We start from the raw sequence: 24487 nt of genomic DNA, 5'->3' as shown, positions 1-24487 counted from the left end.
ACCTCCGACCATGATCGACACCCGGCTGGCCGGTCAGAACGTCCTGGTGACCGGGGGCGCGGGGGGCATCGGCGCCGCCATCAGCCGCGCGTTCGCCGCCCAAGGGGCGCGCGTGGCGATCCACCACCTGGCGCAGGATCCTCCGGCACCCGAAGGTGTCGAATGGGCGCACCTCACACCGGCCCCGAACGCCGCCGAAGACCTGGCCGAGGAGCTGGGCGGCATCGCGTTCAGCGCCGACCTGTCCGCGCCGGACGGCCCCCGCCGCCTCGTCGAGGCCGTCACGGAACACTTGGGCCCGATCAACGTCCTGGTCAACAACGCCGCGCACTGTGAGACCCCGGACACGGTCGACGCCCTGACCCCGGGTTCACTGGAGCGGAACTACCAGGTGAACGCGATCGCGCCCGCGCTCCTCATCGCCGAGCTGGCGCGCCGCCACTCCGGCGACGCGCCGTTGTGCGTGGTGAACGTCTCGACCGACGCGGCCAGGGCGTTCCCCGGCCAGATCGGGTACGGGACGTCGAAGGCGGCGCTGGAGGCCCTGACCCGGGCCACCGCCCTGGACCTGGCGCCGCGCGGCATCCGGGTGAACGCCGTCGCACCCGGCCCGGTGCAGACCGGCTGGATGACGCAGGACATTTTCGACCATTCGACGGCCATCGTGCCGATGGGACGGGTCGGCGAGCCGGACGACATCGCCGACGCCGTCGTCTTCCTCGCCTCTCATCAGGCCCGATGGATCACGGGGCAGGTCCTGCAGGTAGCCGGCGGACACGCACTTTAGGCGATCGGCAGCTACGTCCGCGCGAAGCCCACCGCGACCGTCAGGGACGGCACGTACGGCTACCAGCCCTTCCAGGGGTCGCAGATGTTCACCGTGAAGCTCTTGCGCATGCTTGTGGGCGTGACCACCTCGAAGACGACGCGGTAGGCGCCCTCCCCCTTCCACACGATGGACGGGAGCAGCGGCTTCGACGACGACGTGCCCTGCTGCCTGCCCTGGTTCTGGCCGTTGACGAGCCACCGGTAGCTGTAGGTGCCGGTGGCCGAGACCTTGGCCCAGATGTTGGTGTCGCTGCGCCAGCAGTCGCCCAGTTCGATGCCCTCGTAGGTGAAGGTCACGGACGTCACGCCGCCGCCACTGGTCGGCTTGGCGGTGGTGGGCTTCGCGGTGGGCTTCGCGGTGGGCTCCGTACGAGTGGGCTGGGCCGTAGGGCTGGAAGAGGTCGGCTTGACGGAGCTCTTGGCGGGACTCGGGAGCTTCTTGGTGGTGCTCGGGCGGGAGGTCGGGCGCAGGGCCCGGGCCGACTCCTTCACCTTGGTCGCCGAAGGGGAGGGCGAGGACGCCGTGGTGATGACGGCGGTGCTGGTCCGGCCTTGAGACCCGGGCAGCCAGGCCCACGCGGCGACCAGGGCGCCGGTCACGGTCAGCGCCGTCCCGGCCGCCAGCAGCGCGGGGAGACGCCGGTTGCGGGAGGGCGCGTGCGTGGGACCGGTGTGATCGTGCGCGATCGGCGGCCCGGGACGAGCGTGCCCGCCCTGCCAAGAGGAACTGGGCTCCCCGGGAACGGCCGCGGGCCCTGGGGTGCCCGGGAAGGCGGCGTGTGGCGGGACGGACGCGTGGGCCGGACCGGCGTCCTGCGGGGATGACCTGGCCGGGGCTTGGCCGCCGATGAGCTGGAAGAGCACGTCCTGCATGGCCGGGCGGGCCCGCGGATCCTTGGCCAGGCAGGCGTACACGATCGACCGCAGCGGCTCCGGCACGCCGTCGAGCCGCGGCTCCTCGTACTGGATCCGCCGGAGCACCGCGGGCAGGGAGTCGTTGCCGAACGGCGGGGCGCCGGTGGAGGCGTACACCATGACGGACGCCCAGGCGAACACGTCCGCGGCCGGCCCGACGGTGGCGCCCGCGAACTGCTCGGGCGCCATGTACGCGGGCGTCCCCACGATGCTGCTGGTACGCGTGACGCCGTCGTCCATGGCGCGGGCGATGCCGAAGTCGATGACGCGCGGCCCGTCCCGGCCGAGCAGGACGTTGGCGGGCTTGAAGTCGCGGTGGACGACGCCGGCCCGGTGGATGGCGACGAGGGCGGTGGCGGTGGCGACGGCCAGCCGCTGCAGGTCGGCCCCGGTGTGCCGGCCGGCCTCCCGCAGGGACGGCCCTTCGACGTATTCCGTCACGATGTACGGCCGCCCGCCCAGCGAGGCGTCCAGCACCTGGGCGATGCAGAACGGCTCCACCCGCCGCGCCGCCGCGATCTCCTTGGCGAAGCGGCCGTCACCGCTCACACCCTCCCGCAGCACCTTGACCGCGACGCGAGCACCGTCGGGGGCCTGGGCCAGATGGACCACCCCCTGGCCGCCCTCACCGAGCTGCCGGATGACCCGGTACGGGCCGATGGCGTCCGGCATCAGTAGGTCTCCACGTCGCACATGTTGATCGTGACGCTCTTGCTCGTCACGGACGGCGAGGTGACCCGCAGGGTGATCCGGTGGCTTCCGGCCTTCAGGTCGTAGTGATAGGAGGTCGCGAACGCCGTGTACTCGCCCTTCGGCACCCATGACCTGTTACGCACGACGGCCTTGCCGTCCACCTCCCAGACATAGGAGACCCACACCTCGGACCGGGAGGACTCCATGTTGGTCTGGAAGTGAACCGGCGGCATGTAGCAGCCCTCGGCGCCGGACTGGCCGGGCCCGCCGGAGAGCTCGATCTCGAGGATGCTGATCCTGGCGCTCGTGACCGGCCTTTTCGTCGTCCGTGTGGGGCTGGGGGTCGGCCGCGCGGTCGTGCGCTCCGGCGTGGGGGAAGATGACGGCGTGGGCGTGGTCTTGGGCGTGGCCCTCCCGCTGGCCTTCCCCGTGGGCGTGCGCGGGGGCTTGCGCGTGGACTTGCGCGGCGGCGGTGTCGTCGCCGGGCGTTGGGTCTCCCGCGTCGGGCTCGGGCTTGGGCTCGGGCTCGACAAGCCGCCGGCGAGCGACGCCGCGCTCGGCCACCCGTTCGCCCAGGGGGACAGCCAGACGATTCCGCCGACCAGCGCCGCCACCATGACCCCCGACACGCCGATGGCCACCGGAAGGCCGGCCCCCTTGCGCCCACCGGCCCGCACCCCCGGCCCCGCGCCGTGCCCGAGCATCATGCCCGGTCCTGGGATCGCGCCCGGTCCGGGAGGCGCACCAGGTGCGGGCGTCGCGCCCGGCCCCGGCCACTGTCCCGGCGTCGCGCCCGGCCTTGGGACGGCCCCAGGCCCGGGGACCGGCGTCGGCGCCTGGGGTCCAGAGCCGGGGCCGGGCATGGGCGTCCACACCGCGCCCTGACCCGGACCCTGCGCGGGCTCGCCCAGCAGCCGCAGCAGCACATCTCGCATGGCCGGCCGCGCCCGCGGATCCTTGGCCAGGCAGGCGTACACGGTCGATCGCAACGAATGCTGCAGATCGCCGAGGTGCGGTTCGTTGTGCAGGATCCGGTTGATGATCGCAGGCAGCGTGTCCTGACCGAACGGCGGCGTGCCGGTGGCCGCGTACACCATGACCGACGCCCAGGCGAACACGTCCGTGGCCGGCCCCACCGCCTGCCCCGCCAACTGCTCGGGCGCCATGTACGCGGGCGTGCCGACGATGCTGCTCGTGACCGTGGCCGCGGAGTCGGCGGCCCTGGCGATGCCGAAGTCGATGACGCGCGGCCCGCCGGGACCCAGCAGCACGTTCGCCGGTTTGAAATCCCGGTGCACGATGCCCGCCTGGTGGATGGCGACGAGGGCGGTGGCGGTGGCGACGGCCAGCCGCTGCAGGTCGGCCCCGGTGAGCCGGCCGGCCTGCTGAAGGGAGGGGCCTTCGACGTACTCGGTCACGATGTACGGCTGCCGCCCCAGCGAGGCGTCCAGCACCTGCGCGATGCAGAACGGCTCCACCCGCCGCGCGGCCTCGATCTCCTTGGCGAACCTGTCGTCGAACCCGGCCCCGTCACGCAGCACCTTGACCGCCACCCGCCTGCCGTCAGGCGCCTGACCGAGATAGACGGTCCCCTGCCCGCCCGCACCCAGGCGGCCGAGCAAGCGATAAACCCCTACCGCCGCCGGATCGTCCTCCCGCAGCGGTTCGACATGCGCCATGACGGAAGTGACTCCTGATAGGGATGCGGTGGATGCAACGTACGATAGCGATCTCCGTCAGGATTTGTGGTGAAGTTACGCATCCGTCGAAAAACCTCCACAATGCGCAGCAAGCCCATAAAGTGAAAAGATCATGCGTCTGATCACGGATGACGAATTGGCCGGCTCACCGGTGGCCGCCAACTCCCTCATGAACCGCGAGCGCCGCCTCCGCAGCTACGACCGCGAGCTCGGCATCGACATCGTCGGCGTGCTCCGTGCCACGCCACGCAGGCCGGCCCGCTGGCTGGACCTGTGTTGCGGCGCGGCGAACGCCCTCCACGAGGCCACCTGCCTGCTCGGAGACGACGCCGAGATCGTCGGCGTGGACCTGGTCGACTTCTTCGCCGGCCAGCCGAGCACTCCGCGCCTGCGCCTGGTCACCGCCTCCGTGGCCACCTGGCGTCCTGACACCGCGTTCGACCTCATCACCTGCGTACATGGCCTGCACTACGTGGGCGACAAGCTGGGCCTCCTTGCCAAGATCGCCGGCTGGCTCACCGAGGGCGGCCTGTTCGTGGCGAGCTTCGACGTCCGCAGCATCCGCCTCGCGGACGGCACCCCCGCCGGTCGCCGCCTGACGGCCGCGCTGCGTGCCGCGGGACTGGCGTACGACGGGCGTACCCGGAGAATCCGCCGCACCGGCCGCGGCCGCATCGACCTCCCCTACCGCTACCTGGGCGCCGACGACCAGGCGGGCCCCAACTACACGGGCCAGCCCGCCGTCGACTCCTACTACGCGCCGGAGTGAAACCGATCGCGCCGTGGCGCCGCTGCTGTCGTTCCACGGGCCGATACGACGACACGATGGGCGACTACTGCAGTCCGCGACCGGCCGTCGGATTGTCGGTGCGGACTGGCAAGGTGTCCACGGACTGACCCCTTCCGGCCGGCGTGGGCCGGAAGGGGTCGGCCCTTTGCCGGACACCCGGCCTGTTGCGGGAAGAGGTGGCAGTGCGGATTCTCGCGCCCTTGGCAATCCCGGACTTCCGGCGCTACTACGTGGGGCAGACGGCGTCCGGGTTCGGGGATTCGCTGACGCCGCTGGCGATCGCGTTCGCCGTGCTGGACTTAACCGGCTCGCCGATCGATCTGGGGATCGTGGTGCTGAGCACCCGGCTGCCCGTCATCGTGCTGACCTTGCTGGGCGGCGCGATCGGCGACCGGTTCTCGCGCCGCACGGTCATGCTGCTCGCCGACCTGATCCGGTTCGCGGCGCACGGCGGCACCGCGGCGCTGCTGCTCACGGGCACCGCACAGGTCTGGATGCTGGTGGTCCTGCAGCTCGTCGCGGGCGCGGGATCGGCGTTCTTCAATCCGGCCGCCGTGGGGCTCATCGCCTCGCTGGCCGGTCAGGAGCGGCTGCAGGCGGCCAACTCCCTGATCTCGATGTCTCGGAGCGCGGCCTCGATCCTGGCGCTGGGCGCCGCCGGAGCACTGGTCGCGCTGGTCGGTCCGGGGTGGGCCGTCCTGATCGACGCGCTGACGTTCCTGGTGAGTGCAGCCTTCCTCTACCGGCTGCCCCCGGCTGCGGCCGCTGACCATCCGCAGTCGGGCGGCGGGCTGCTGGCGAGCATCGGCGGCGGCCTCGCGGAGGTGGGCCGGCGCTCCTGGCTGTGGGTCGGATCGGTCACGTCGCGGTCACGAACGTGCTGGTGACCGCGCCGATCCTGGTGCTCGGCCCCTATGTCGCCGACCAGCACCTCGGCGGAGCCCCGGCGTGGTCGGCGATCGGCATCGCGTACGCCGTAGGGGGCCTCGCCGGCGGGTTGCTCGGCGCGCGATGGCGGCCCGCACGTCCCATGGTCGCGGCGGTGCTGTTCGTCCTGCTGATGGCGCCGCTCCCGGCGCTGCTCGCGCTCCCGGCCGAGGTCTGGGTGCTGGCGCTTGCGGGCGCCGCGGCCGGCCTGCAGGTGGTGGTCTACAACGTGCTCCAGACCACCGCCATCCAGCGCAACCTGCCCGAGCGGTTCGTCGCGCGGGCGATGTCTGTGACCATGCTCGGCTCGCTGGTGGGCACGCCGCTCGGCATGGGGCTGGCGGGCCCGGCGGCGGCCGCGTTCGGCACCGGCCGAGTGTTATGGATCAGCGCCGCGGTGGCCGTGCTCGCTACCGCCGGCACGCTGCTGGTGCCCTCGGTATGGCGGATCCGAGCCGATACCGACCATTCTTCGGCTGCTCTGGCGCGTACCGACAGATGAGGTGCTCACCTCGGGCGGATCTTCAGGGTCGTTCGCTGGAACGGCGCCGACCGTGCGAACTTTCCGCCGCCTCCGCCACTCGAAGCAGGAGTACGGTTCGACACTTCACGGGGAGATCGTCATGAAGAAGGCGCTCGTAGCGGTTCTGGCAGGCGGGGCGCTGCTCACCGCCGGCACGCCCGCGCTCGCCCAGACCTCCAAGACCACGCTGGGCCCGTACGGCTACGGCCAGGTCAGACTCGGCATGAGCGCCAAGCAGGCCAAGGCGACGGGGAAGATCGTGCTAAAGATGGCCGGACAGCAGGGATCGTGCGCCGGCTGGGACCTGAAGGCGCACCCCACCGGAAAGGACAGCGTAGGCCTGTACATCTCCAAGAAGCACGGCGTGGCCGGGATCTTCGCGCCGAAGGGCGTCAAGACGCCTGAGGGCATCGGCATCGGCTCTACGCTGAAGCAGCTCAAGAAGGCATATCCGAAGCTGAAGACGGCGGCCAGCGGCTTTCCCTACAGCTCCGTCCCCGGCAACTCCAAGGCCGACTACTATTTCCTCGCCTCGAAAGGCAAGATCTACCAGGTGGCCCTCGCGCTCAAAACGCAGGACTGCTTCAACTGAACCACCTCGCACCTCAGCCTGGTCAACGGGCGAGTGGGCGCCGGTGCTCGGGATCGCGCAGGCGGACGTCCGGGCACACCGTCACCCATGGTCATGGCGCACCCGTCCAGCCGTCGATCAGGCCGAAGGCGGCGATGAACAGCGCGAAGCACAGCACCATCACGAACACGCCCGTCATGTTCGTGACGAGCGAGCTGCCGCCGCTGGGCACCAGCCAGGAGGCGAAGATTCTGTTGACGAAAGGCATCATCACCCACGTGAGCAGGGCGACGCTCAATGCGTTGCTGATGAACATGGCGAGATATCCGGGCAGGAGCACCGCCTCGAACGCGCGGCCCACCGTCAAGTTCAGGATCATCACCGTGGGATAGAGACTCAGCAGCACGGACATGGCCTGCTTCCAGCTGGGCGGCTGTTCCTGCGCCGCCCCGCCGCTGAACCGGAACCAGCCGCTGAACGGCGACGCGATCGTGCGCACGTCGTAGTCGAAGTATTCGCGCCCCTCGTCCAGGAGTTTCTTGCGGGCGTCGGACTCGAGCCAGGCGTCGAGGCGCTCGCGGGTGTCGTAGCGGAACATGACGACCCAGTGCTCCTGGACACCCGGCACGGGTTCGAAGGCTTCGAACCCCAGGAACCCGGGAAACTTCTCCTGGGCCTTGCGAGCCTTGTCCTGCCAGCGCCGGAAATCACGTTCGCGGCCCGGCCGCACGTTGTGGGAGATCACCGCCGTGACCGCTTCCCGGGCCGGCGGCTCTCCTGGCAGGACCTCCAGTGCCGACGGCTCCTCCAACAGCGGGCGAACCTCGCCGAGCAGTCTCCTTCGAATCTCGGAGTCGAGCCACCCGGTCAATTCGCCGGTGCTTGAGAAGCGGAACACGACCGACCAGGCACGCTGCTCGCCAGAAATTGGCGGACAAACTTCCAAGCCCTGGAAACCGGCAAAGGAACGCATGGTCTCACTTATTTTCTGCTGCCATTGCCGATATTCTGCCTCGCGCCCTTCACGGACCTTCGAGGAGATCACCACGGTGGCGCCGACTCCGCGGGATCCACGGTTCACATAAGGCTTCACCTGGGTAAGTGTAGTCCAGGGCACTCAGGGAAGAAACGTGGCGACGAATAGCACAAAACGGTTGATCGCGTCAAAATTTCAGCCGTAATTTACCTGCAGGAGGTCGCCAAATGACGCCCAAGGATTTCATGGCCGAAGCCGTACGGCTCGCCGCCGAGTCCGTGACGAAAGGCTGGGGCGGCCCGTTCGGCGCGGTCATCGTCAAGGACGGAGAAATTCTGGCCCGCGGGCAGAATCGCGTCCTGCTCACCGGCGATCCGACCGCGCACGGCGAGGTCGAGGCGATCCGCAAGGCCGTTCAGGTCCTGAATCCGGAGGCGCCCTCCGTCTCGGAGGAACACCAGAACGAGTCGACGCTCGAGCTCGTGCCACGCCCTGACGGATCGCCCGACCCGCTGCCCGAGCGGGCCAGGATGCTCATGGGCTGTTCCCTCTACACGAGCGGCTATCCGTGCCCGATGTGCATGAGCGCCATCTACTGGTCAAGGATCGACGCCGTCCACTTCAGCGCGGATCTGGAGGCGACCCGGAAGATAGGTTTCGACGACGCCTTCCAGTACGAAGACTTCACACGACCCCTCGACCAGCGCAAGATCCAGGTGGATCAAATCAGCCCCGAGCTCGGCGCCCAGGCGTACGCTGCCTGGACGAACAAGCGCGACCATCACCCGTACTGACCGGCGATGAGGGCGTTCGTCCCAAGGAGGGCCGGCGACTAGCGGCGGGGGAGTGAGGCGGTCACGATCAGGCCGCCGTCCTCGCGTGGCCGCGCCCTGACGTCTCCACCGTGGGCGGCCGCCACCGACCGCACGATCGACAATCCCAGCCCGGCGCTCTGCGCGGTGACCACGCGTTCGGTGCCGTGCCGGTGGAAGGGTTTGAAGAGCAGCGGCACGTCGTACGGCGGCACGCTCGGCCCGGTGTTGCTGACCTCCACCTCGACCTTTCCCTCCGCCACGGTGCGGCTCACCACCCGCACCCACCCGGTGCCGTCGTCGAGGTTGTACTTGATGCCGTTCTCCACCAGGTTGTGCACCAGCCGTTCGAGCAGCAGCGCGTCCCCGGTGGTGGGCGCCTGCGCGGCGACCTCGTACACGGTGACCTTGGCCGCCGCCGCGTCCGCCGCCGTGTGCCCGACCACGTGTGTCACCACGTCGGCGAGGTCCACCGGCGACCGGTCCGCGATCTCCTGCTCCGACCTCGCCAGCAGCAACAGCCCGGAGATGAGCCGCTCGTGGCGGGCGTTGATCTCCAGCAGGCTCTCGCCCAGTTGTTTGACGTCGGGCGAGGCGGTACGGCGGTGCATGGCCAGCTCCACCAGCGCCCGGTTGAGCGTGAGCGGCGTGCGCAGTTCGTGCGAGGCGTTCGCGACGAACTTGCGTTGCCCGTCGAAGGAGTGGTCGAGCCGCTCGACCATGGTGTCGAACGTGTCGGCGAGCTGCTTGACCTCGTCTTTCGGCCCGCTCAGCGCGATCCGCTCGTGCAGGCCGCGCTCGGCCATGGGCGCGGCGGCGATCTTGCGTGCCGTGTCGGTGACCCGGTGCAGCGGGGCCAGTACACGACCCGCGACCACCCACCCCAGTCCGATCGCCGCGCCGCCGACCACGACGAGCGCGATCGCGCCCTGCGTGAGCAGCGAGGTGACGGCGGCGTCGTGCAGCTCCAGCTCCTGTTGCCGCAGCCATTCGACCGCGGCCTCGCCCTCGAGCCTGACGCCGTTCGCCTGGACGAACATGACGTTCTTCTTCTTACCGGGCTCCGGGGTGAACCGGCTCTCGAAGGACTGGGTCAGCTGCTGGTCGAACAGCAGATAGGTGACAGTGAGCAGGGTCAGTCCGGCGAGAATGAACACGGCGCCGTACACGAGGGTGAGCCGCAGCCGCAGCGTCGGCTGCGGCGGCAGCAACCGGCTTCGCCAGGAGGTCATGCGATCCGGTATCCCACCCCTGGCACGGTCTCCACGACCGGCGGGTCGGCGAGTTTGCGGCGCAGCTTGAGTATGGTGAGCCGGACCGCGCTGGTGAACGGGTCGGCGTGCTCGTCCCACGCCTTCTCCAGCAGCTGCTCGGCCGAGACGACGTTGCCGTTCGCCCGCATCAGCTCGGTCAGGACCGCGAACTCCTTCTTCGACAGCGGCACGAACCGCCCGTTCCTGAAGACCTCCCTGCGTGCCGGATTCAGGGTGATCCCGGCCCGCCGCAGCACGGGAGGCACGGCCGGGCGCGAGCGCCGGCCCAGCGCGAGGACGCGGGCGGCCAACTCGGGGAACGCGAACGGCTTCGGCAGGTAGTCGTCGGCGCCGATGGACAGTCCGGTCACCCGGTCGTCGAGCTGGGCGGCGGCCGTCAGCATCAGCACCCGCGCGTCGGACTCCGACGCGACCAGCTCCTTGCACACCTGGTCGCCGTGCACCCGCGGCAGGTCGCGGTCCAGCACGACCACGTCGTAGTCGTTGACCGCGATCCGTTCCAGCGCGGCCGCGCCGTCGTGCGCCAGATCGACCGCGTGGGTCTCCTCACGCAGCCACTCGGCAATCGCGTCGGCGAGCATGCGCTCGTCCTCAACCACCAGCACCCGCATGGCGTACCTCAGGCCTTTCGTTCGCTTACATAGCCGAGTGTGGCCTAGGTGGCATTTGCTCAAAATAAGCCGCCAGAAGACCCGGCGCGGATGGAAACGCTGAGGAAACAGCGGGCCCTATTGCATCTCCCCTCGACGACGTTCATTCGATGGAGGAGAACACTCATGCGAGGACGAGTCCTCAGTACGCTCGCCGCGGCGCCGCTCGCGTTCACCCTGCTCCTCACCGGTTGCGGCGCCGGCGACGGCGGCGGATCCGACGTGGCGTCGGTGTCCGGCACCGGCAACCAGGCCGCGTCCAGCGCGAAGCCGAGCGAGGATCCGCACGAGCGCGGACTCAAGTTCGCCCAGTGCATGCGCGAGAACGGCGTGCAGGTGGACGACCCGGAGCCGGGCAAGGGCATCATGATGAAGTTCGACGGGAGCGTCCCCAGGGAGACCGTCGAGAAGGCCCAGGCGGCCTGCAAACAGTACGCCCCGATGGGCCAGAAGTCGGGCGGGGGCGACCCCAAGAGGGCCGAGGCTCTGCGCAAGGTCGCGCAGTGCATGCGCGACAACGGCGTGGAGAGCTACCCCGACCCTGAGGGCGGCATGATGCGCATCACCGGCGAGGTCGGCAACGACCCCGACTTCAAGTCCGCCCAGGAGAAGTGCCAGAAGCAGCTCGCTGAGGCCGGTATGGGAGGAATGTGATGGGAATGGCCACCCTTGATGGGAAGGCGGAGCCCGACGCGACGCCTTCCCGGCCGCGCCGCCGTCGCGGCCGGGGCAAGGTGGTCGGCGGACTTCTGATCGTGCTGGCCGCCGCGGGCGCCGGCTTCGTGGCGGTGAACGGCACCGGCGTGCTGGAGGCCGGCGCGGGCCCGACCCAGTCGGCCGCCGTGCTGCCCCCCGCCACGGCCCAGGTGACCAAGCAGACGCTGAACGACACCATGGACGCCGACGGCGAGCTCGGTTACGGCCCGGTCACCACGGCGGTGACCAGGAAACCCGGCACGATCACCTGGCTGCCCGAGAGCGGGCAGCAGATCACCCGCGGCAGGTCGCTGTACCGGCTCGACAACAAGCCGGTCATGCTCATGTACGGCGACACGCCCGCCTACCGCGACCTCAAAATCGGCGCGGAAGGCAAGGACGTCGAGAACCTGGAGCGGAACCTCAGCAAGCTCGGCTACGACGGCTTCACGGTCGACGACGAGTACACGTACGACACCTACGAGGCCGTCCTGGAATGGCAGGAGGACCGCGGCCTGGACGAGACCGGCGTGGTCGAGCTGGGCCGGGTGGTCTTCGCCCCCGGCAAGGTACGCGTGGAGAGCCTGGAGGCCGAGGAGGGCCAGCCGGCCCAGCCCGGCCAGAAGGTCCTGACGTACACGGGCACGTCCAAGGTCGTCACGGCCAAGCTGGCGGCCGAGGACCAGCGGATGGCCAAGAAAGGCGCCAAGGTCGAGGTCACGCTGCCCGACGGCAAGAGCGTGAAGGGCAAGGTCACCGAGGTCGCCACGGTCATCGAACCGGGCGAGGGCCAGAACGCCGACCCCGAGACGCGGATCGAGGCGCTGGTCTCGATCGGCGCCTCCAAGTCCGCCAAGGGGCTCGACAGGGCGGCCGTGGACGTGACGTTCACGGCGTCCAAGCGCGCGAACGTGCTGACCGTGCCGGTCGCCGCGCTCGTGGCGCTCCGGGAGGGCGGGTTCGGCCTGGAGGTCATCGAAGGCGGCAAGTCCCGATATGTCGCTGTTAAGACGGGTTTGTTCGCTGGAGGGCGGGTCGAGGTCACCGGCGACGGGCTCACCGAAGGCATGACCGTGGGGATGCCGAAATGACGTACCCCATGATCGCGCTGACGGACGTGTCACGTACCTACCCCGGCGGCGTGGCGGCGCTGAGGTCGGTGTCGCTGCGGATCGAGCACGGCGAGATGGTCGCCATCGCCGGCCCCTCCGGATCGGGGAAGTCGACCATGCTCAACGTCGTCGGCACCCTCGACCGGCCGTCCTCGGGGAGCATCCACATCGACGGGCACAACGTGTCGAAGCTGTCCGACGGCCAGCTCTCGGCGCTGCGGGCGACCACGATCGGCTTCGTCTTCCAGCACTTCCACCTCGCCGCGAAGGTCCCCGCACTGGACAACGTGGCCGACGGCCTCATCTACACCGGTCTGAGCAGGACCGAGCGGCGCCGCCGGGCGGCCGCCGCGCTCGAGCGGGTGGGGCTCGGGCACCGGATGGACCACGAGCCGCACGAACTGTCCGGCGGCGAGCGGCAGCGCGTGGCCATCGCCAGGGCCGTGGCGGGCGATCCGCCGCTGCTCCTGGCCGACGAGCCGACCGGGGCACTGGACTCGGTGTCCGGCACGGGGGTGATGGAGCTGCTGCACGAGCTGAACGCGGGCGGCACCACCATCGTGATCATCACGCACGACCGGGAGATCGCCGCCGGCCTGCCCAGGCAGGTACGGATGCGTGACGGCCAGATCATCGCGGACTCCGCGAACGTCCCCTTGCCGGAGCCCGCCGAATCAGGGGTGGCGTGATGGCCGTCACAGAGGTGCGGCGTCCCCGGCTGTCCCCGGCCAGGATGCGGCCGGGCGACGTGCTGCGGGTCGGCGCGGTCGGCCTGCGCACGCGGCCGCTGCGGGCGTTCCTGTCCGCGCTCGGCATCGCCATCGGCATCGCCGCCATGGTCGCCGTGGTCGGGCTCTCGTCCTCCTCGGGCGCCGAGCTCGACCGTACGCTGTCCGCGCTCGGCACCAACCTGCTCACCGTCTCGTCCGGCACCACGCTCACGGGCGAGGCGGCCCAGATGCCGAAGGACGCCGAGGCGATGATCGAGCGGATCGGCCCCGTCGAGGCGGCCTCGGCGATCGGGAAGGTCTCCGAGGCCAAGGTCTACCGGTCCGAGCAGATCCCCGAGGCCCAGACCGGCGGCCTCAACACGTACGCCGCCCGCCTCGACCTGCCCGCCACCGTGGGCGCGACGCTGCGCAGCGGCACGTGGCTCAACCAGGCCACCGAACGTTATCCGGCCGCCGTGCTCGGCTCGTCCGCGGCCCAGCGCCTCGGCGTCGGCTCGGTGAGCGCGGACACGCAGGTCATCGTCGGGGGCATCCGGTTCAGCGTCGTCGGCGTGCTGAATCCGGTGGCCCTCGCCACCGACCTGGACAGCGGCGTGCTGGTCGGCTGGCCGGTGGCGGAGGACCGGCTGGACTTCGACGGACACCCGACCACGCTCTACACCCGCTCGGAAGAGGCCAAGCTGGAGGCGGTACGCCAGGTGCTGGCCGGCACCGCCAACCCGGAGGCGCCGAACGAGGTGGACGTCTCCCGCCCGTCCGACGCGCTGGCCGCCAAGCAGGCGACCAGTCAGGCGTTCGCCAACCTCCTGCTGGGCGTGGGCGCGGTGGCCCTGCTCGTGGGCGGCGTCGGCGTGGCCAACACCATGGTCATCTCAGTGCTGGAACGCCGCGCGGAGATCGGCCTGCGCCGCTCGCTGGGCGCGACCCGCGGCCAGATCCGCACCCAGTTCCTGGCCGAGTCGCTGCTGCTGTCGGCCATGGGCGGGGGCGGCGGGATCCTTCTGGGCACCGCGGTCACCATGGGGTACGCGTTCTACAGCGGCTGGCCCTCCGTGGTGCCCGCCTGGGCCACCGTCGGCGGGCTGGCGGCGACGCTGGCCATCGGCGCCGCGGCCGGGCTCTACCCGGCCATCCGGGCCTCCCGGCTGTCCCCGACCGAGGCGCTGTCCACGCCCTAGCCCCCCTTACGGCGCCACGGCACGCGGCATGCTGTGGCGCTATCCGGCGGCCGGACAGCAGGTGGTCTTGCCGACGATCCGGACCTCCGGCCCTGAACGCAGCATCCTGTCACGTGCGCACCTTGGCCCGCCGATCCGCGCGCAGCCGATCACTGAGCTTCGCGATCAGCCCCAGATCGTCCACGCACTGCCCGAGACCGAGCACCACGGACTCCGGGGGCCGCTCCGCCCGCCGTACCGGCATGCACAGCCCGGTACGCAGCCGCCGCGCCAGCCCGCGCAGCAGCGCCCCGCCTCCGACCAGTACCGCGCCCCGTTCCCCGAGGTCGGTGGCCAGTTCGTCGGGGCAGCGCTCCATGGTGTCGAGCGCCGCCCGCACGATGGACTCGACCGGCTGTCTGGTGGCCTCGTAGATCCTCTGTACGGGCACCCGTTCCGTGCGTTCGGCGCCGGTGTGCGGGTCGCGGCCGTGGATCAGCACCTGCCGGTGCAGCGGTTTCCACTGCGGGCCCGCGCGCCGCTTGGCGGCCTCCGCCTCGCCCTCGTCGATCAGCAGCCCGTGGTCGTGCTCGATCAGGGAGGCGATCGACCGGTTCATGGCGTGGCCGCCGCCGGGCGCCCTGCCGGCCGCGACCAGCTCCCCGTGCGAGAGGATCGCGACCCTGGCGGAGTCGCGCCCGATGTCGATGACCATCCGCCCGGCGTGGTCGTCGACCGGCACGCCCGCGCCGAGCGCCGCCGCCAGTGCGTGCGGGATCAGCAGAACCCCGCGCGCCTCGACCTCGAAAGCCAGGTCACGCAGCGCCGCGCGCTCGATCGCGTCGGCGTCGTCGGGCACGGCCATGACCATGCGCGGCCTGGCGAACGGATGCCGGTGCACCTTGCGCAGGAAGTGCCTGATCATGCGCTGGGCGAGCACGCCGTCGACCGGCAGGCCGCCCTTGATCGGCCAACACGGCTCGCCGCGGGCCGCCTCCGCGCCGTACCCGAGGATCCTGCCCGTGTCGCGGTCGCGCAGGACGGCCGACGGTTCGTCGAGCACGATGCCCTTGCCCTTGACGTAGATCCGGGTGCGCGCGGCCCCGAGATCCATCGCCAGATCATGGCCCAGGAGGCTCATCGCCGGACCGGGGGGTCGACCATCATGTCCGGATCCATTTCCCGACCCGCCCCAACACAACACCAGGAACAGAACGATTCCGCTTTACGTCAGATCGGCGGCACCCTCTACACCTCGACGGTCACCGCGGAGGCGGCCCTGATCATCCTGTCGCTCCCTGGTGGCGGGGGCCGTGATCGCCCTGGTGGCGCTGGTGGCGATGCCGAGCGAGCGGTTGGAGGCGCCCGCCGCGCGGGCGGACAGGGTCGAGGCCGGTTTCGCGTCATAAGCGGGGTCATGCGAAGCTGTGATAGTCCCAACACCACGGAGGTCCTCATGGCGGAAACACCGGAGCCGGAAGTCAGCGAAACTCCCGAGGACGAGATGAAGCGCAAGTTCCGTGAAGCGCTGGAGCGCAAGCGCAACCAGCACGCCGGAGCGGGCGCGGGTGGCAAGGACGTCGACCCATCGAAGATCCACGGGGCGCACGGTCCGGCTGCGAATAAAAGATCGTTCAGACGCAAGAGCGGCGGCTGAGACTGGGATCTAGAAGGGGGTACGGCGTGCCGTGCCCCCTTTTTCTTTGCCGACGAAGGTAGATCTTTATCCCGCTTCATGACGGTTCGATTGCGTTTGTCCATATTTGGCGGTTACAGTATCGCCCATTACCAGCCGGTGGCATGGACCTTACCCAGGAGGGACCAGCCGGTTGGCGCCGAATCCCGATCAGTCGGGAACCGGGGACCCAAATCCCCTGGGGTGAATCCGGCCGCGTGCCGGTAGGGCAGCTCCACGCCCGAACCCGTCAGCTAACCCGGTAGGCGAGATGGAGAGGACATAGATGTATCACCGCGTCGTACCCCCAGACAGCGTAGTGCTGACCGCCTGCTGAGCGGCCTGTTCCCCCCAGCCCTTCCGCGCTCCGCGTAGCGACCGCTCGGCGATCTGCCCGGCTACGCCTTTTCAGCGAGCGTGCGTCCCTTTGTCCCCTCGCGAAGGACTCACTACCTCATGTCTGCTCGTTTTGGCCTGCGTGCCCTCGCCCTGCTCACCGCCTCCACCGTCGGCGCGCTCACCATCGCCGGCACGGCCTGCGCCGACAACGAAGAAAAGGTACTGCTCAAGGGCTCGACCACGGCGTCCTACTTCTGGGACGACGCCTCCGGCCGCGCCGGCGACACCGGACTGCCTGCCAGCGGCAAGCCCATGCAGAAGGGGCTGGCGGCAAGTCCGAGCTGGCCGCTGCTCACCGAGGGCTACGTCATCTACAAGGGCAAGAAGCTGCCCTTCTTCGTCGGCGACCGCGGGCCCGGCACGCCCTCCAACAACGGCATCATGCTGGACCTGGACGCCAAGACGTTCGCCGAGCTGACCGGTGGCACGTTCAACCCCGACACCCTCCACGTCGACGGCATCGGCGGCCAGGGCCACATCGACGTGGACTACGTCATCACCAAGTGGGGCGAGGGCCTCGGCAAGAAGAACTACCCGGTCCCCTTCTCCTCCCGCGCCTGGGCCAGGCGGGACAACAACCCGGCCGAGCCCCCGAAGGTGATGGCCGAGAAGAAGTCGGCCAAGCGGGACGACAACCCGGCTGAGCTCGCTCAGCCCGTGGCCGAGAAGAAGCCCGCGGGTGTCAAGGCCGTGGCGGCCGCTCCTCCGGGCGAGGCGGAGGAGTCCAGCACCGTGGGCCTGTCCTTCGCGGCCGGCGCCCTGGTCCTGGTGGGCGGCGGCGCGGTACTCGGTGGCGCGGCGCTCGGTAGCGAGCGCATCCGCAAGTTCGTCAAGCGCTGATCAGCCCTTTACGGGCCGGAGACCAGAATGTCATTCTGGTCTCCGTGACCACCCGCGTAGCCGCGAACGGCATCGAAATCGCCTACGAGAGCTTCGGCTCGCCCACAGGACGGCCGCTGCTCCTGATCATGGGACTAGGCGCCCAGCTCGTCCACTGGGACGAAGAGTTCTGTGAGCTCCTGGTGGAGCAGGGACACCACGTCGTGCGGTTCGACAACCGCGACGCGGGCCTCTCCACGCACCTCCACGACCACGGCGCGCCCATGATGGGGGCGCCGGCGCCGTACCTGCTGGACGACCTGGCCGACGACGCGGCCGGGCTCATGGACGCGCTCGGCTGGCCCGCCGCCCACATGGTCGGCGCGTCGATGGGCGGGATGATCGCCCAGACGCTGGCCATCCGGCATCCCTCCCGAGTGCTGTCCCTTACCTCGATCATGTCGACGCCGGGCGCGGCGGTCGCCGCGCCCACCGAGGCGGCGATGGCCGTGTTGATGGCCGAGCCGGCCGCCGACCGCGCCGGCGTGCTCGCGCAGGCGCTGCGAACCTGGGCGGTCATCGGCTCGCCCGGCTACGAGCTCGATCGCGAGCGGATCACCATGATGGCCGGGCTCGCCTACGACCGATGCTTCGATCCGGCGGGCACGGCGAGGCAGCTCGCCGCCATCATGGCCTCGGGCGATCGCACGGAGCCGCTCGCGGGGGTGACCGTTCCCGCACTCGTGCTGCACGGTGAGGCGGACCAGCTCGTCCCCGTCGCGGCCGGTCACGCCACGGCCGCGGCCATCCCCGGCGCCAGGCTGGTGACCTATCCGGGCATGGGACACGATCTCCCGCGTCCCCTCTGGCCCGACATCGTGGCCGAGATCACCAAGCTGACCGGTCCCTGAGCCGGGGGACCGCCTACTGAGAAGCCTCGTTGGGCAGCAATGCCTTCTCGTCGGGCTTGTGCACGAGCACGTGGTCCACGTACGACTTCACCGCCGTGCCCAGCCCGACGTCGGCGTTCTCCTGCTCCGACAGGTACCAGCGGTGGTCGAGGATCTCGTGGAACAGCTGCGCGGGCTCCAGCTTCCCGCGCAGCTCCGCGGGGATGGCCTCGACCGTCGGCTGGAACACCTCCGCCAGCCACCGGTGCGCCACGATCGCCTCGTCCTCGTGCCGCAGCCCCTTGGCCACCCGGTAGCCGTCGAGGTCGTTGAGCAGCCGCCGCGCCTGGTTCTCCTCCACGTCCAGCCCGGTCAGCCGGAGCAGCCGCCGCTGGTGGTGGCCGGCGTCGACGACCTTCGGCCGGACGATCAGCCGCCCGGTGCCGACCTTGCGCCGCACCATCATCTCGGCCACGTCGAAGCCCAGCAGGTTGAGCCGCCTGATGCGCTGCTCCACGCGGTGCCAGTCCACCTCCTCGATGATCTCGCTCTGGTTGATCTCGTCCCACAGGCGGTGGTAGCGGGAGACGACGTCCTCGGCGGTGTCCATGGGGTCGATCGACGGGTGCAGCAGCCCACCGGCCTCCAGGTCGAGCATCTCGCCGAAGATGTTCGTGTGGGCGATGTCGATGTCGCCGAGCCGCTGGCCCTCGCTGACCATCGGATGCATCTCGCCGGTCTCGGCGTCCACCAGGTACGCCGCGAAGGCCCCCGCGTCCCTGCGGAAGAGCGTGTTGGACAGCGAGCAGTCGCCCCAGTAGAAGCCGTTCAGGTGCAACCGCACCAGCAGCACGGCCAGCGCGTCCAGCAGCCGGGTGAGCGTGTCGGGGCGCAGCGTGCCGGACATGACGGCGCGGTAGGGGAGCGAGAACTGCAGGTGCCTGGTGATCAGCGCGGCGTCCAGGCCCTCGTCGCGGCCGGTGACGTAGGCGACGGGCTCCACGGCGGGCGCGTCCAGCCGGGCCAGGTCCCATAGCAGCTGGTATTCGCGCTTGGCGAAGCGCTCGCCGATCTCCTTGATCGCGTACACCTTGCCGGAGAGCCGCGCGAACCGCACGACGTGCCGCGAGATGCCCCGCGGCAGATCTACCAAATGATGCTCCGGCCAGTCCTTCAGAGGGACGTCCCATGGGAGGCGGATGAGGTCGGGGTCACCGAGCGCGCCAGTGATCTGCAAAGGCATTACCTCAGGATATGGTGCATCGGTGGACGAGTTTCTCAAGTGGTACTTTTCCGACCGTCCCGTCGTCGCCAGCTTCTTGGGGGCCGACGGCTACGATCACACCCTCGGTGACTTCACCGCCACCGCCTGGGCCGCCCGAGAGCGCGAGGAAACCCGCTGGCTCGAACGCCTGTCGGCGGCCGAGGCCGCCACACTGGACGACGCGATCGACAGGGACCTTGTCCTCTCCCAGCTGAGGGGCTCGGTCGCGCTCGCGTCCTGGCCCGACTGGCGCCGCGATCCCGCCGTCTACCTATCGGCGATCTTCAGCTCGATGTACACGCCGTTCCAGCGCCGGCTCAAGCCGGAGCCCGAGCTGGTCTCGGCCGCCGTCTCCCGGCTGGCCGAGGTGCCCGGCGTGCTGGCCGCCTGCCGTACGAACCTGGACCCGGACCTGGCGGCGCCGCTGCTGATCCAGCGCGGGCTCGGCCAGGCGCGCACCGGCCGCAACTTCCTCACCCGCACGATCCCGGGCATGGTCGAGGACCCGGAGCTGCGCGCTCGGCTGGCCGCCGCCGCCGAACCGGCCGCGCAGGCGTTCGACGAGCTGGTGACGTTCCTGGAGGGCTTCACCTGCGGCGGCACCTGGCGGATGGGGGAGAAGCTCTACTCCACGCTGCTGCGCGAGCGCGAGCTGCTCGGGTACGGCGCCGCCGAGCTGCACGAGAAGGGCAAGGCCGCCTGGGCCGACCTGGACGCCCGGATGCGCCAGGTCGCGGTCCAGGTCAACGGCACGCACGACTGGCGGGCCGCGATGGAGTCCCTCATGGACGACCACCCGCCGACGCTGGCCGACATGCGCGCCGAGTACGAGGCCGAGACTTTGCGCGCCAGGGAGTTCGTCAGGGAGCGGGACCTGGTCACGTTCGCCGGCGGCGAGGAGTGCCACGTGCTGCCGTCGGCCGAGTACACCCGTCCCGTCCTGTCCGTCGCCCACTACCTGGCGCCGCCGCCGCTGAGCAGCTCGCGCACCGGCGTGTTCTTCGTCCCGTACACGCCTGACGACTTCACCCCCGAGCAGGTACGCCAGCGCCTGCGGACCAACTCGCGGGCCCAGATGCCGTCGATCGCGGTCCACGAGGCCTACCCCGGGCATCACTGGCACCTGTCGTACATGGCGGGCAATCCCCGTACGGTCAGGAAGGTCTTCCGCACGGCGTACTTCACCGAGGGCTGGGCCCTCTACGTCGAGAAGCTGCTGCACGAGCAGGGCTACTTCGACACCCCGGCCACCGAGCTCGCCCACCTCGACTGCCGGATCTTCCGTGCCGCCAGGATCGTCGTGGACACCGCGCTGCACTGCGAGGACATGTCCATCGAAGAGGCCGAGACGTTCATGGCGACGAAGGCGTCGCTGTCGCCCGGCACCGCCCAGGGCGAGGTCAACCGCTATTGCGCCTGGCCCACGCAGGCGCCGTCGTACCTCACGGGGGCCATCGAGATCGACCGAATCCGCGCGTCGTTCCAGGGGTCGCTGAAGGAGTTCCACGACAAGATCGCCGGCTCCGGCGGCCTGCCCCTGGGCCTCGCCGAGCAGGCCGCGCTGGCCTAGGGACGGCGGGGGAAGACCGGAGGATCAAGGGAACGCTCCACAACGGCGGCAAGCTGCTCGTCCGTCAGGATGGTCGGCTTGCCCACGCCGAGCCCCCGCACGTACACCTCGCAGAGCCACTCCAGCAGGCGAGTGGCCTCGAACGCCTGCTCCAGCGTCGCCCCGATGGTCACGCCGCCGTGGTTGGCCATCAGGGCGGCCTGCTTGCCCTCCAGCGCCGACCGCACGTTCGCGGCCAGCTCCGGGGTGCCGTACGTGGCGTACTCGGCGACTTTGACCACGCCGCCGAGCAGCAGCGCGTTGTAGTGGACCGGGGGCAGCTCGGTCATCGTGGTGGCGACGACCGTCCCGAACACCGAGTGCGTGTGGACGACGGCCTGGGCGTTCGTGGCCTCGTACACCGCCAGGTGCATCGGGGTCTCGCTGGACGGCTGCAGCTCGCCCTCGACCAGGTAGCCCTCGACGTCCACGATCGGGCACATGTCCGGGGTGAGCCGGTCGAGCGCCGCCCCCGAGGGCGTGACCGCGACCAGGTCGCCCTGGCGCACACTCAGGTTGCCCGAGGTGCCGATGACCAGGCCGAGTTCGACGGCGCGGCGCCCGTACTCGCACAGCTGCTCGCGAAGGCTCATACGCCGCCAATGTAGTCGGTCGTCCGAAATGCAGCAATCGCCTGTTCATGGCCTCACTCCGTTCGGCGCTCCCTCGCGGCCCCCGCTCTGGTCGCTGCGCTCCCTCACAGGCGGTCGAGGGCCTGCAGCATGAGGCGTTCGAGGTCGACGCGCTTCAGCCGGCCCGGGTAGAGGAGCAGGTGCAGGCTGAGGCCGTCGACCAGGGCGAGCAGGTGCTCGGTCAGGTCGTCGAGGTTGTCGTCCGTACGCAGCTCGCCGGCCGCGCGGGCCTGGCCCAGCAGGTCGCGTACGACGGCCCGCAGCTCGGCCGCCTCCGCCCGCTGGACCTCCGCGAGGCGTTCGGAGGCCAGGCTCCGGCTCCAGAAGCTGACCTCCAGCCGCGTCTCCTGGGTGCGCTCGGCGTCCAGCGGCAGGTTGTCCAGCAGCAGCTCACGCAGGGCGGCCAGCCCCGTCACGCCCTCGACCTTGCCGGCCAGCCGGGCGCGGATGCGCTGGTGGGACTGGCGCAGCGCGGAGAGCAGGATGTCGTCCTTGTCGGTGAAGTAGTGGGCGAGCACCCCGTTCGAGTAGCCCGCCTCCTTGGCGATGGCCCGCGTGGTGGCCGCGTCGATGCCGTCTCTGACGATCACCCGGCGGGCCGCCGACAGCACCTCGCGCCTGCGCTCGTCGTGATCGACGATCTTCGGCATCGATTCCTCCGTTGACTTTTTATTCGGACGTCTGTCTATTTAGACTATGACCGTTGCCACCGTCGGCGTCCACATCGTCGACATACTCGCCAGGCCCATCGATCACATTCCCGAGGGCCAGGACACCGTGCTGGTCGACCAGATCCGCATCACCGCCGCCGGCGCCGCCGCGGGCACCGCGGTGGACCTGGTCAAGCTGGGCAACGACGTGGTCACCATGGGCGCCGTCGGCGATGACGAGCTGGCCGACTTCCTGCTGATGGTGCTGGCCAAGCGCGGGGTGGACACCTCGTGCCTGGTGCGCAGGGCGGGGGAGCGGACGGCCGCCTCGATCCTGCCCATCCGGCCCGACGGCGGACGGCCCAGCTTCCACGTGCCCGGCGCGAACCTCACCGTGACCTACGCCGACCTGGACACCGGCGTGCTGCGCGGCGCGCGGGCGATCCACCTGGGCGGGATGGACGTCACGTTCGGCCTCGGCGACCCGGCCTTCTTCGCCCTCCTGGACGAGGTACGGGCGGCCGGGACGATCGTCACGATGGACCTGCTCTCCGAGATGCCGGACTTGCTGGGAATGGCCCGCGCCTTCCTGCCGCATGTCGACTACGTCCTCCCTAACGAGTCCCAGGCCCTCCTCATGACAGGGGCTGCGGACGTCGACACGGCGGCGGCGACCCTGCTGGCGGACGGGCCGCGCGGCGTGCTCGTCACACTCGGCGAGGAAGGCAGCCTCGTGGTCACCGCGGAGGGTGCCGAGCGGGTGCCGGCCATCAAGACGGACGTCTCGGACACGACCGGCTGCGGCGACGCCTACTGCGCCGGTTTCCTCACCGGCCTCCTCCACGGCCAGGACGTCCTGACCGCCGCCCGATGGGGCACGGCCGCCGCCGCCCGCGTCGCCACCGGCCTCGGCTCGGACGCCGGCCTCATGGACCTCGAATCCACCCTCAGCCTCCTGTAAGGACCCCCTCTGATGACCGACGCCGAACTCCGCCAGCGGGCCTTGAAAGTCGTCCCCGGCGGCATGTACGGGCACCTCAACGCCGCGATCTTCGCCCCCGGCTACCCGCAGTTCTTCCAGCGTGGCGAGGGCTGCCGGCAGTGGGACGTGGACGGCCGCGAATACATCGACTTCATGTGCAGCTGGGGCCCCGTCGTCCTCGGGCACCGGCACCCGCGTGTCGAGGAGGCCGCCGCCCGCCAGGCCGCGCTCGGCGACTGCCTCAACGGGCCGGGACCGATCATGGTGGAGCTGGCCGAGCTGCTCGTGGACACCGTGCCCAGCGCGGACTGGGCGATGTTCTCCAAGAACGGCACGGATGCCACCACGCAGGCCTTGATGGTCGCCAGGGCCGCGACCGGGCGGACGAAGGTGCTGATGGCACACGGCGCCTACCACGGAGCCGATCCCTGGTGCACGCCTTCCTTGGCCGGTACGACGCCGAACGAGCGGGCCGACCTGGTCGAGTTCACCTACAACTCGCTGGAGTCACTGGAGGCCGCGGCGGCGACCGTGGAGGGGGACGTGGCGGCGATCATCGTGACGCCGTTCAAGCACGACTCGTTCGAGGACCAGGAACTGGTCGAGCCCGCCTTCGCCCGTGGGGCCCGCGCCCTGGCCGACCGGCTCGGGGCCGCGCTGGTGATCGACGACGTACGGGCCGGTTTCCGTATCGACCTGCGGGGCTCGTGGGAGCCGTACGGGGTGCGACCCGACCTGACGGCCTGGTCCAAGGCCATGGCCAACGGCTACCCCATCGCCGCCGTAACCGGCACCGACGCCCTGCGCGGCCCCGCCCAGACGCTGTACTCGACCGGTTCCTTCTGGTTCTCCGCGGTCGCGATGGCCGCGGCCAAGGCCACCATCGAGACCCTGCGCGACACGGACGGCATCGCCGCCATGGAACGCGCGGGCACGCAGCTGCGCGAAGGGCTGTACGCGCAGGCCAAGTCCCACGGCTTCGTCGTGAACCAGACGGGACCGGTCACGATCCCGTGGCTCAGCTTCGACGGCGACTCCGACCTGTCCGTGGCCATGTACTGGAGCGACGCCTGCCTCCGCCACGGGGTCTACGTGCATCCGTGGCACAACTGGTTCATGTCGGCCGCCCATACGGAGGAGGACGTCGCCAAGGCTCTGGAGGGCACGGACCAGGCCTTCGCCGAAACCCGCGCTCACTTCGCCTGACCACCC

General features: G+C 70.2%; 25 protein-coding genes and 1 riboswitch. Of the genes, 16 read left to right on the top strand and 9 right to left on the bottom strand.

Features of this window, described 5'->3' with window-relative positions; all coding sequences use genetic code 11:
• Positions 1-10 precede the first annotated feature (10 nt).
• Positions 11-787 carry an SDR family NAD(P)-dependent oxidoreductase gene (locus tag ACTMTI_RS12145; RefSeq protein WP_441120371.1) on the top strand — a complete coding sequence of 259 codons (777 nt, stop codon included), beginning with the start codon at positions 11-13 and terminating at the stop codon, positions 785-787.
• Positions 788-846: 59 nt separating this feature from the next.
• Here the strand turns inward: ACTMTI_RS12145 and ACTMTI_RS12140 are convergent, their stop codons facing one another.
• Positions 847-2415 carry a serine/threonine protein kinase gene (locus ACTMTI_RS12140; protein WP_441120370.1) on the bottom strand — a complete coding sequence of 523 codons (1569 nt, stop codon included), beginning with the start codon at positions 2413-2415 and terminating at the stop codon, positions 847-849.
• A complete protein-coding gene (locus tag ACTMTI_RS12135; protein ID WP_441120369.1) occupies positions 2415-4115 on the bottom strand; it encodes a serine/threonine protein kinase in 1701 nt (566 codons plus the stop codon). The genes ACTMTI_RS12140 and ACTMTI_RS12135 overlap by 1 nt, the downstream gene beginning before the upstream one ends.
• A 133-nt stretch (positions 4116-4248) precedes the next feature.
• Between ACTMTI_RS12135 and ACTMTI_RS12130 the strand changes: the two genes are divergently transcribed.
• The 4 genes from ACTMTI_RS12130 (at position 4249) to ACTMTI_RS12115 (ending at position 6968) form a co-directional block, all read left to right on the top strand.
• Entirely contained in the window at positions 4249-4905 is a 657-nt protein-coding gene (locus ACTMTI_RS12130) for a class I SAM-dependent methyltransferase (protein WP_441120368.1), read from the top strand.
• Between the two features lie 221 nt (positions 4906-5126).
• A complete protein-coding gene (locus tag ACTMTI_RS12125) occupies positions 5127-5813 on the top strand; it encodes an MFS transporter (protein WP_441120367.1) in 687 nt (228 codons plus the stop codon).
• Positions 5810-6355: an MFS transporter gene (locus ACTMTI_RS12120; RefSeq protein WP_441120366.1), complete on the top strand. Its 546-nt coding sequence runs from the start codon at positions 5810-5812 to the stop codon at positions 6353-6355. The genes ACTMTI_RS12125 and ACTMTI_RS12120 overlap by 4 nt, the downstream gene beginning before the upstream one ends.
• A 121-nt stretch (positions 6356-6476) precedes the next feature.
• Positions 6477-6968 carry a hypothetical protein gene (locus ACTMTI_RS12115; protein ID WP_441120365.1) on the top strand — a complete coding sequence of 164 codons (492 nt, stop codon included), beginning with the start codon at positions 6477-6479 and terminating at the stop codon, positions 6966-6968.
• Positions 6969-7059: 91 nt separating this feature from the next.
• Here the strand turns inward: ACTMTI_RS12115 and ACTMTI_RS12110 are convergent, their stop codons facing one another.
• Positions 7060-8040 (bottom strand): antibiotic biosynthesis monooxygenase, encoded by a 981-nt coding sequence (locus ACTMTI_RS12110; protein ID WP_441120364.1) that lies wholly within the window; start codon positions 8038-8040, stop codon positions 7060-7062.
• 110 nt (positions 8041-8150) lie between these two features.
• Between ACTMTI_RS12110 and ACTMTI_RS12105 the strand changes: the two genes are divergently transcribed.
• Positions 8151-8717 (top strand): nucleoside deaminase, encoded by a 567-nt coding sequence (locus tag ACTMTI_RS12105; RefSeq protein WP_441120363.1) that lies wholly within the window; start codon positions 8151-8153, stop codon positions 8715-8717.
• Between the two features lie 38 nt (positions 8718-8755).
• On the opposite strand, the gene ACTMTI_RS12100 is transcribed toward ACTMTI_RS12105, so the two are convergent.
• Positions 8756-9967 carry a sensor histidine kinase gene (locus tag ACTMTI_RS12100; protein WP_441120362.1) on the bottom strand — a complete coding sequence of 404 codons (1212 nt, stop codon included), beginning with the start codon at positions 9965-9967 and terminating at the stop codon, positions 8756-8758.
• Positions 9964-10620: a response regulator transcription factor gene (locus ACTMTI_RS12095; protein WP_441120361.1), complete on the bottom strand. Its 657-nt coding sequence runs from the start codon at positions 10618-10620 to the stop codon at positions 9964-9966. The genes ACTMTI_RS12100 and ACTMTI_RS12095 overlap by 4 nt, the downstream gene beginning before the upstream one ends.
• A 165-nt stretch (positions 10621-10785) precedes the next feature.
• Here ACTMTI_RS12095 and ACTMTI_RS12090 point away from each other — a divergent pair, with 165 nt between their 5' ends.
• The 4 genes from ACTMTI_RS12090 to ACTMTI_RS12075 are packed head-to-tail and all read left to right on the top strand — an operon-like array spanning position 10786 to position 14376.
• On the top strand, positions 10786-11313 hold the full coding sequence (locus ACTMTI_RS12090) for a hypothetical protein (RefSeq protein ID WP_441120360.1): 528 nt from the start codon (positions 10786-10788) through the stop codon (positions 11311-11313).
• A gap of 5 nt (positions 11314-11318) precedes the next feature.
• Positions 11319-12446 (top strand): efflux RND transporter periplasmic adaptor subunit, encoded by a 1128-nt coding sequence (locus ACTMTI_RS12085; RefSeq protein WP_441120359.1) that lies wholly within the window; start codon positions 11319-11321, stop codon positions 12444-12446.
• Positions 12443-13156, top strand: a complete 714-nt coding sequence (locus tag ACTMTI_RS12080; protein ID WP_441120358.1) for an ABC transporter ATP-binding protein — start codon at positions 12443-12445, stop codon at positions 13154-13156. The genes ACTMTI_RS12085 and ACTMTI_RS12080 overlap by 4 nt, the downstream gene beginning before the upstream one ends.
• A complete protein-coding gene (locus ACTMTI_RS12075; protein WP_441120357.1) occupies positions 13156-14376 on the top strand; it encodes an ABC transporter permease in 1221 nt (406 codons plus the stop codon). Before ACTMTI_RS12080 ends, ACTMTI_RS12075 begins: the two co-directional genes overlap by 1 nt.
• A 109-nt stretch (positions 14377-14485) precedes the next feature.
• Here the strand turns inward: ACTMTI_RS12075 and ACTMTI_RS12070 are convergent, their stop codons facing one another.
• Positions 14486-15469: a rod shape-determining protein gene (locus ACTMTI_RS12070; protein WP_441120356.1), complete on the bottom strand. Its 984-nt coding sequence runs from the start codon at positions 15467-15469 to the stop codon at positions 14486-14488.
• A gap of 342 nt (positions 15470-15811) precedes the next feature.
• Here ACTMTI_RS12070 and ACTMTI_RS12065 point away from each other — a divergent pair, with 342 nt between their 5' ends.
• The 3 genes from ACTMTI_RS12065 (at position 15812) to ACTMTI_RS12055 (ending at position 18159) form a co-directional block, all read left to right on the top strand.
• Positions 15812-16012, top strand: a complete 201-nt coding sequence (locus ACTMTI_RS12065; protein ID WP_441120355.1) for a DUF5302 domain-containing protein — start codon at positions 15812-15814, stop codon at positions 16010-16012.
• Positions 16013-16178: 166 nt separating this feature from the next.
• A riboswitch (cyclic di-AMP (ydaO/yuaA leader) is annotated at positions 16179-16314 on the top strand.
• A gap of 172 nt (positions 16315-16486) precedes the next feature.
• Positions 16487-17269, top strand: coding sequence for a hypothetical protein (locus ACTMTI_RS12060; RefSeq protein WP_441120354.1), 783 nt, complete (start codon positions 16487-16489; stop codon positions 17267-17269).
• 44 nt (positions 17270-17313) lie between these two features.
• On the top strand, positions 17314-18159 hold the full coding sequence (locus ACTMTI_RS12055) for an alpha/beta fold hydrolase (protein ID WP_441120353.1): 846 nt from the start codon (positions 17314-17316) through the stop codon (positions 18157-18159).
• 13 nt (positions 18160-18172) lie between these two features.
• Here ACTMTI_RS12055 and ACTMTI_RS12050 read toward each other — a convergent pair whose 3' ends face one another.
• On the bottom strand, positions 18173-19381 hold the full coding sequence (locus ACTMTI_RS12050; protein ID WP_441120352.1) for a DUF4032 domain-containing protein: 1209 nt from the start codon (positions 19379-19381) through the stop codon (positions 18173-18175).
• Between the two features lie 22 nt (positions 19382-19403).
• Here ACTMTI_RS12050 and ACTMTI_RS12045 point away from each other — a divergent pair, with 22 nt between their 5' ends.
• Positions 19404-20972 carry a DUF885 domain-containing protein gene (locus tag ACTMTI_RS12045; protein WP_441120351.1) on the top strand — a complete coding sequence of 523 codons (1569 nt, stop codon included), beginning with the start codon at positions 19404-19406 and terminating at the stop codon, positions 20970-20972.
• On the opposite strand, the gene ACTMTI_RS12040 is transcribed toward ACTMTI_RS12045, so the two are convergent.
• Together ACTMTI_RS12040 and ACTMTI_RS12035 are read right to left on the bottom strand one after the other, a co-directional pair.
• Positions 20969-21604 carry a class II aldolase/adducin family protein gene (locus ACTMTI_RS12040; RefSeq protein WP_441120350.1) on the bottom strand — a complete coding sequence of 212 codons (636 nt, stop codon included), beginning with the start codon at positions 21602-21604 and terminating at the stop codon, positions 20969-20971. The two genes, ACTMTI_RS12045 and ACTMTI_RS12040, sit on opposite strands and share 4 nt — an antisense overlap.
• 104 nt (positions 21605-21708) lie before the next feature.
• Positions 21709-22293 carry a TetR/AcrR family transcriptional regulator gene (locus tag ACTMTI_RS12035; RefSeq protein ID WP_441120349.1) on the bottom strand — a complete coding sequence of 195 codons (585 nt, stop codon included), beginning with the start codon at positions 22291-22293 and terminating at the stop codon, positions 21709-21711.
• A gap of 46 nt (positions 22294-22339) precedes the next feature.
• Here ACTMTI_RS12035 and ACTMTI_RS12030 point away from each other — a divergent pair, with 46 nt between their 5' ends.
• Complete coding sequence (locus ACTMTI_RS12030; protein WP_441120348.1) at positions 22340-23254, top strand: carbohydrate kinase family protein; 915 nt, start codon at positions 22340-22342, stop codon at positions 23252-23254.
• Between the two features lie 12 nt (positions 23255-23266).
• A complete protein-coding gene (locus ACTMTI_RS12025; protein ID WP_441120347.1) occupies positions 23267-24481 on the top strand; it encodes an aminotransferase class III-fold pyridoxal phosphate-dependent enzyme in 1215 nt (404 codons plus the stop codon).
• Positions 24482-24487: the final 6 nt, after the last annotated feature.

This window comes from Nonomuraea sp. H19 (genome assembly GCF_052068215.1).
GTDB lineage: Bacteria > Actinomycetota > Actinomycetes > Streptosporangiales > Streptosporangiaceae > Nonomuraea.
The sequence above is the reverse complement of the archived record's forward strand: the minus strand, read 5'-3'. Positions and strand labels throughout refer to the sequence as shown.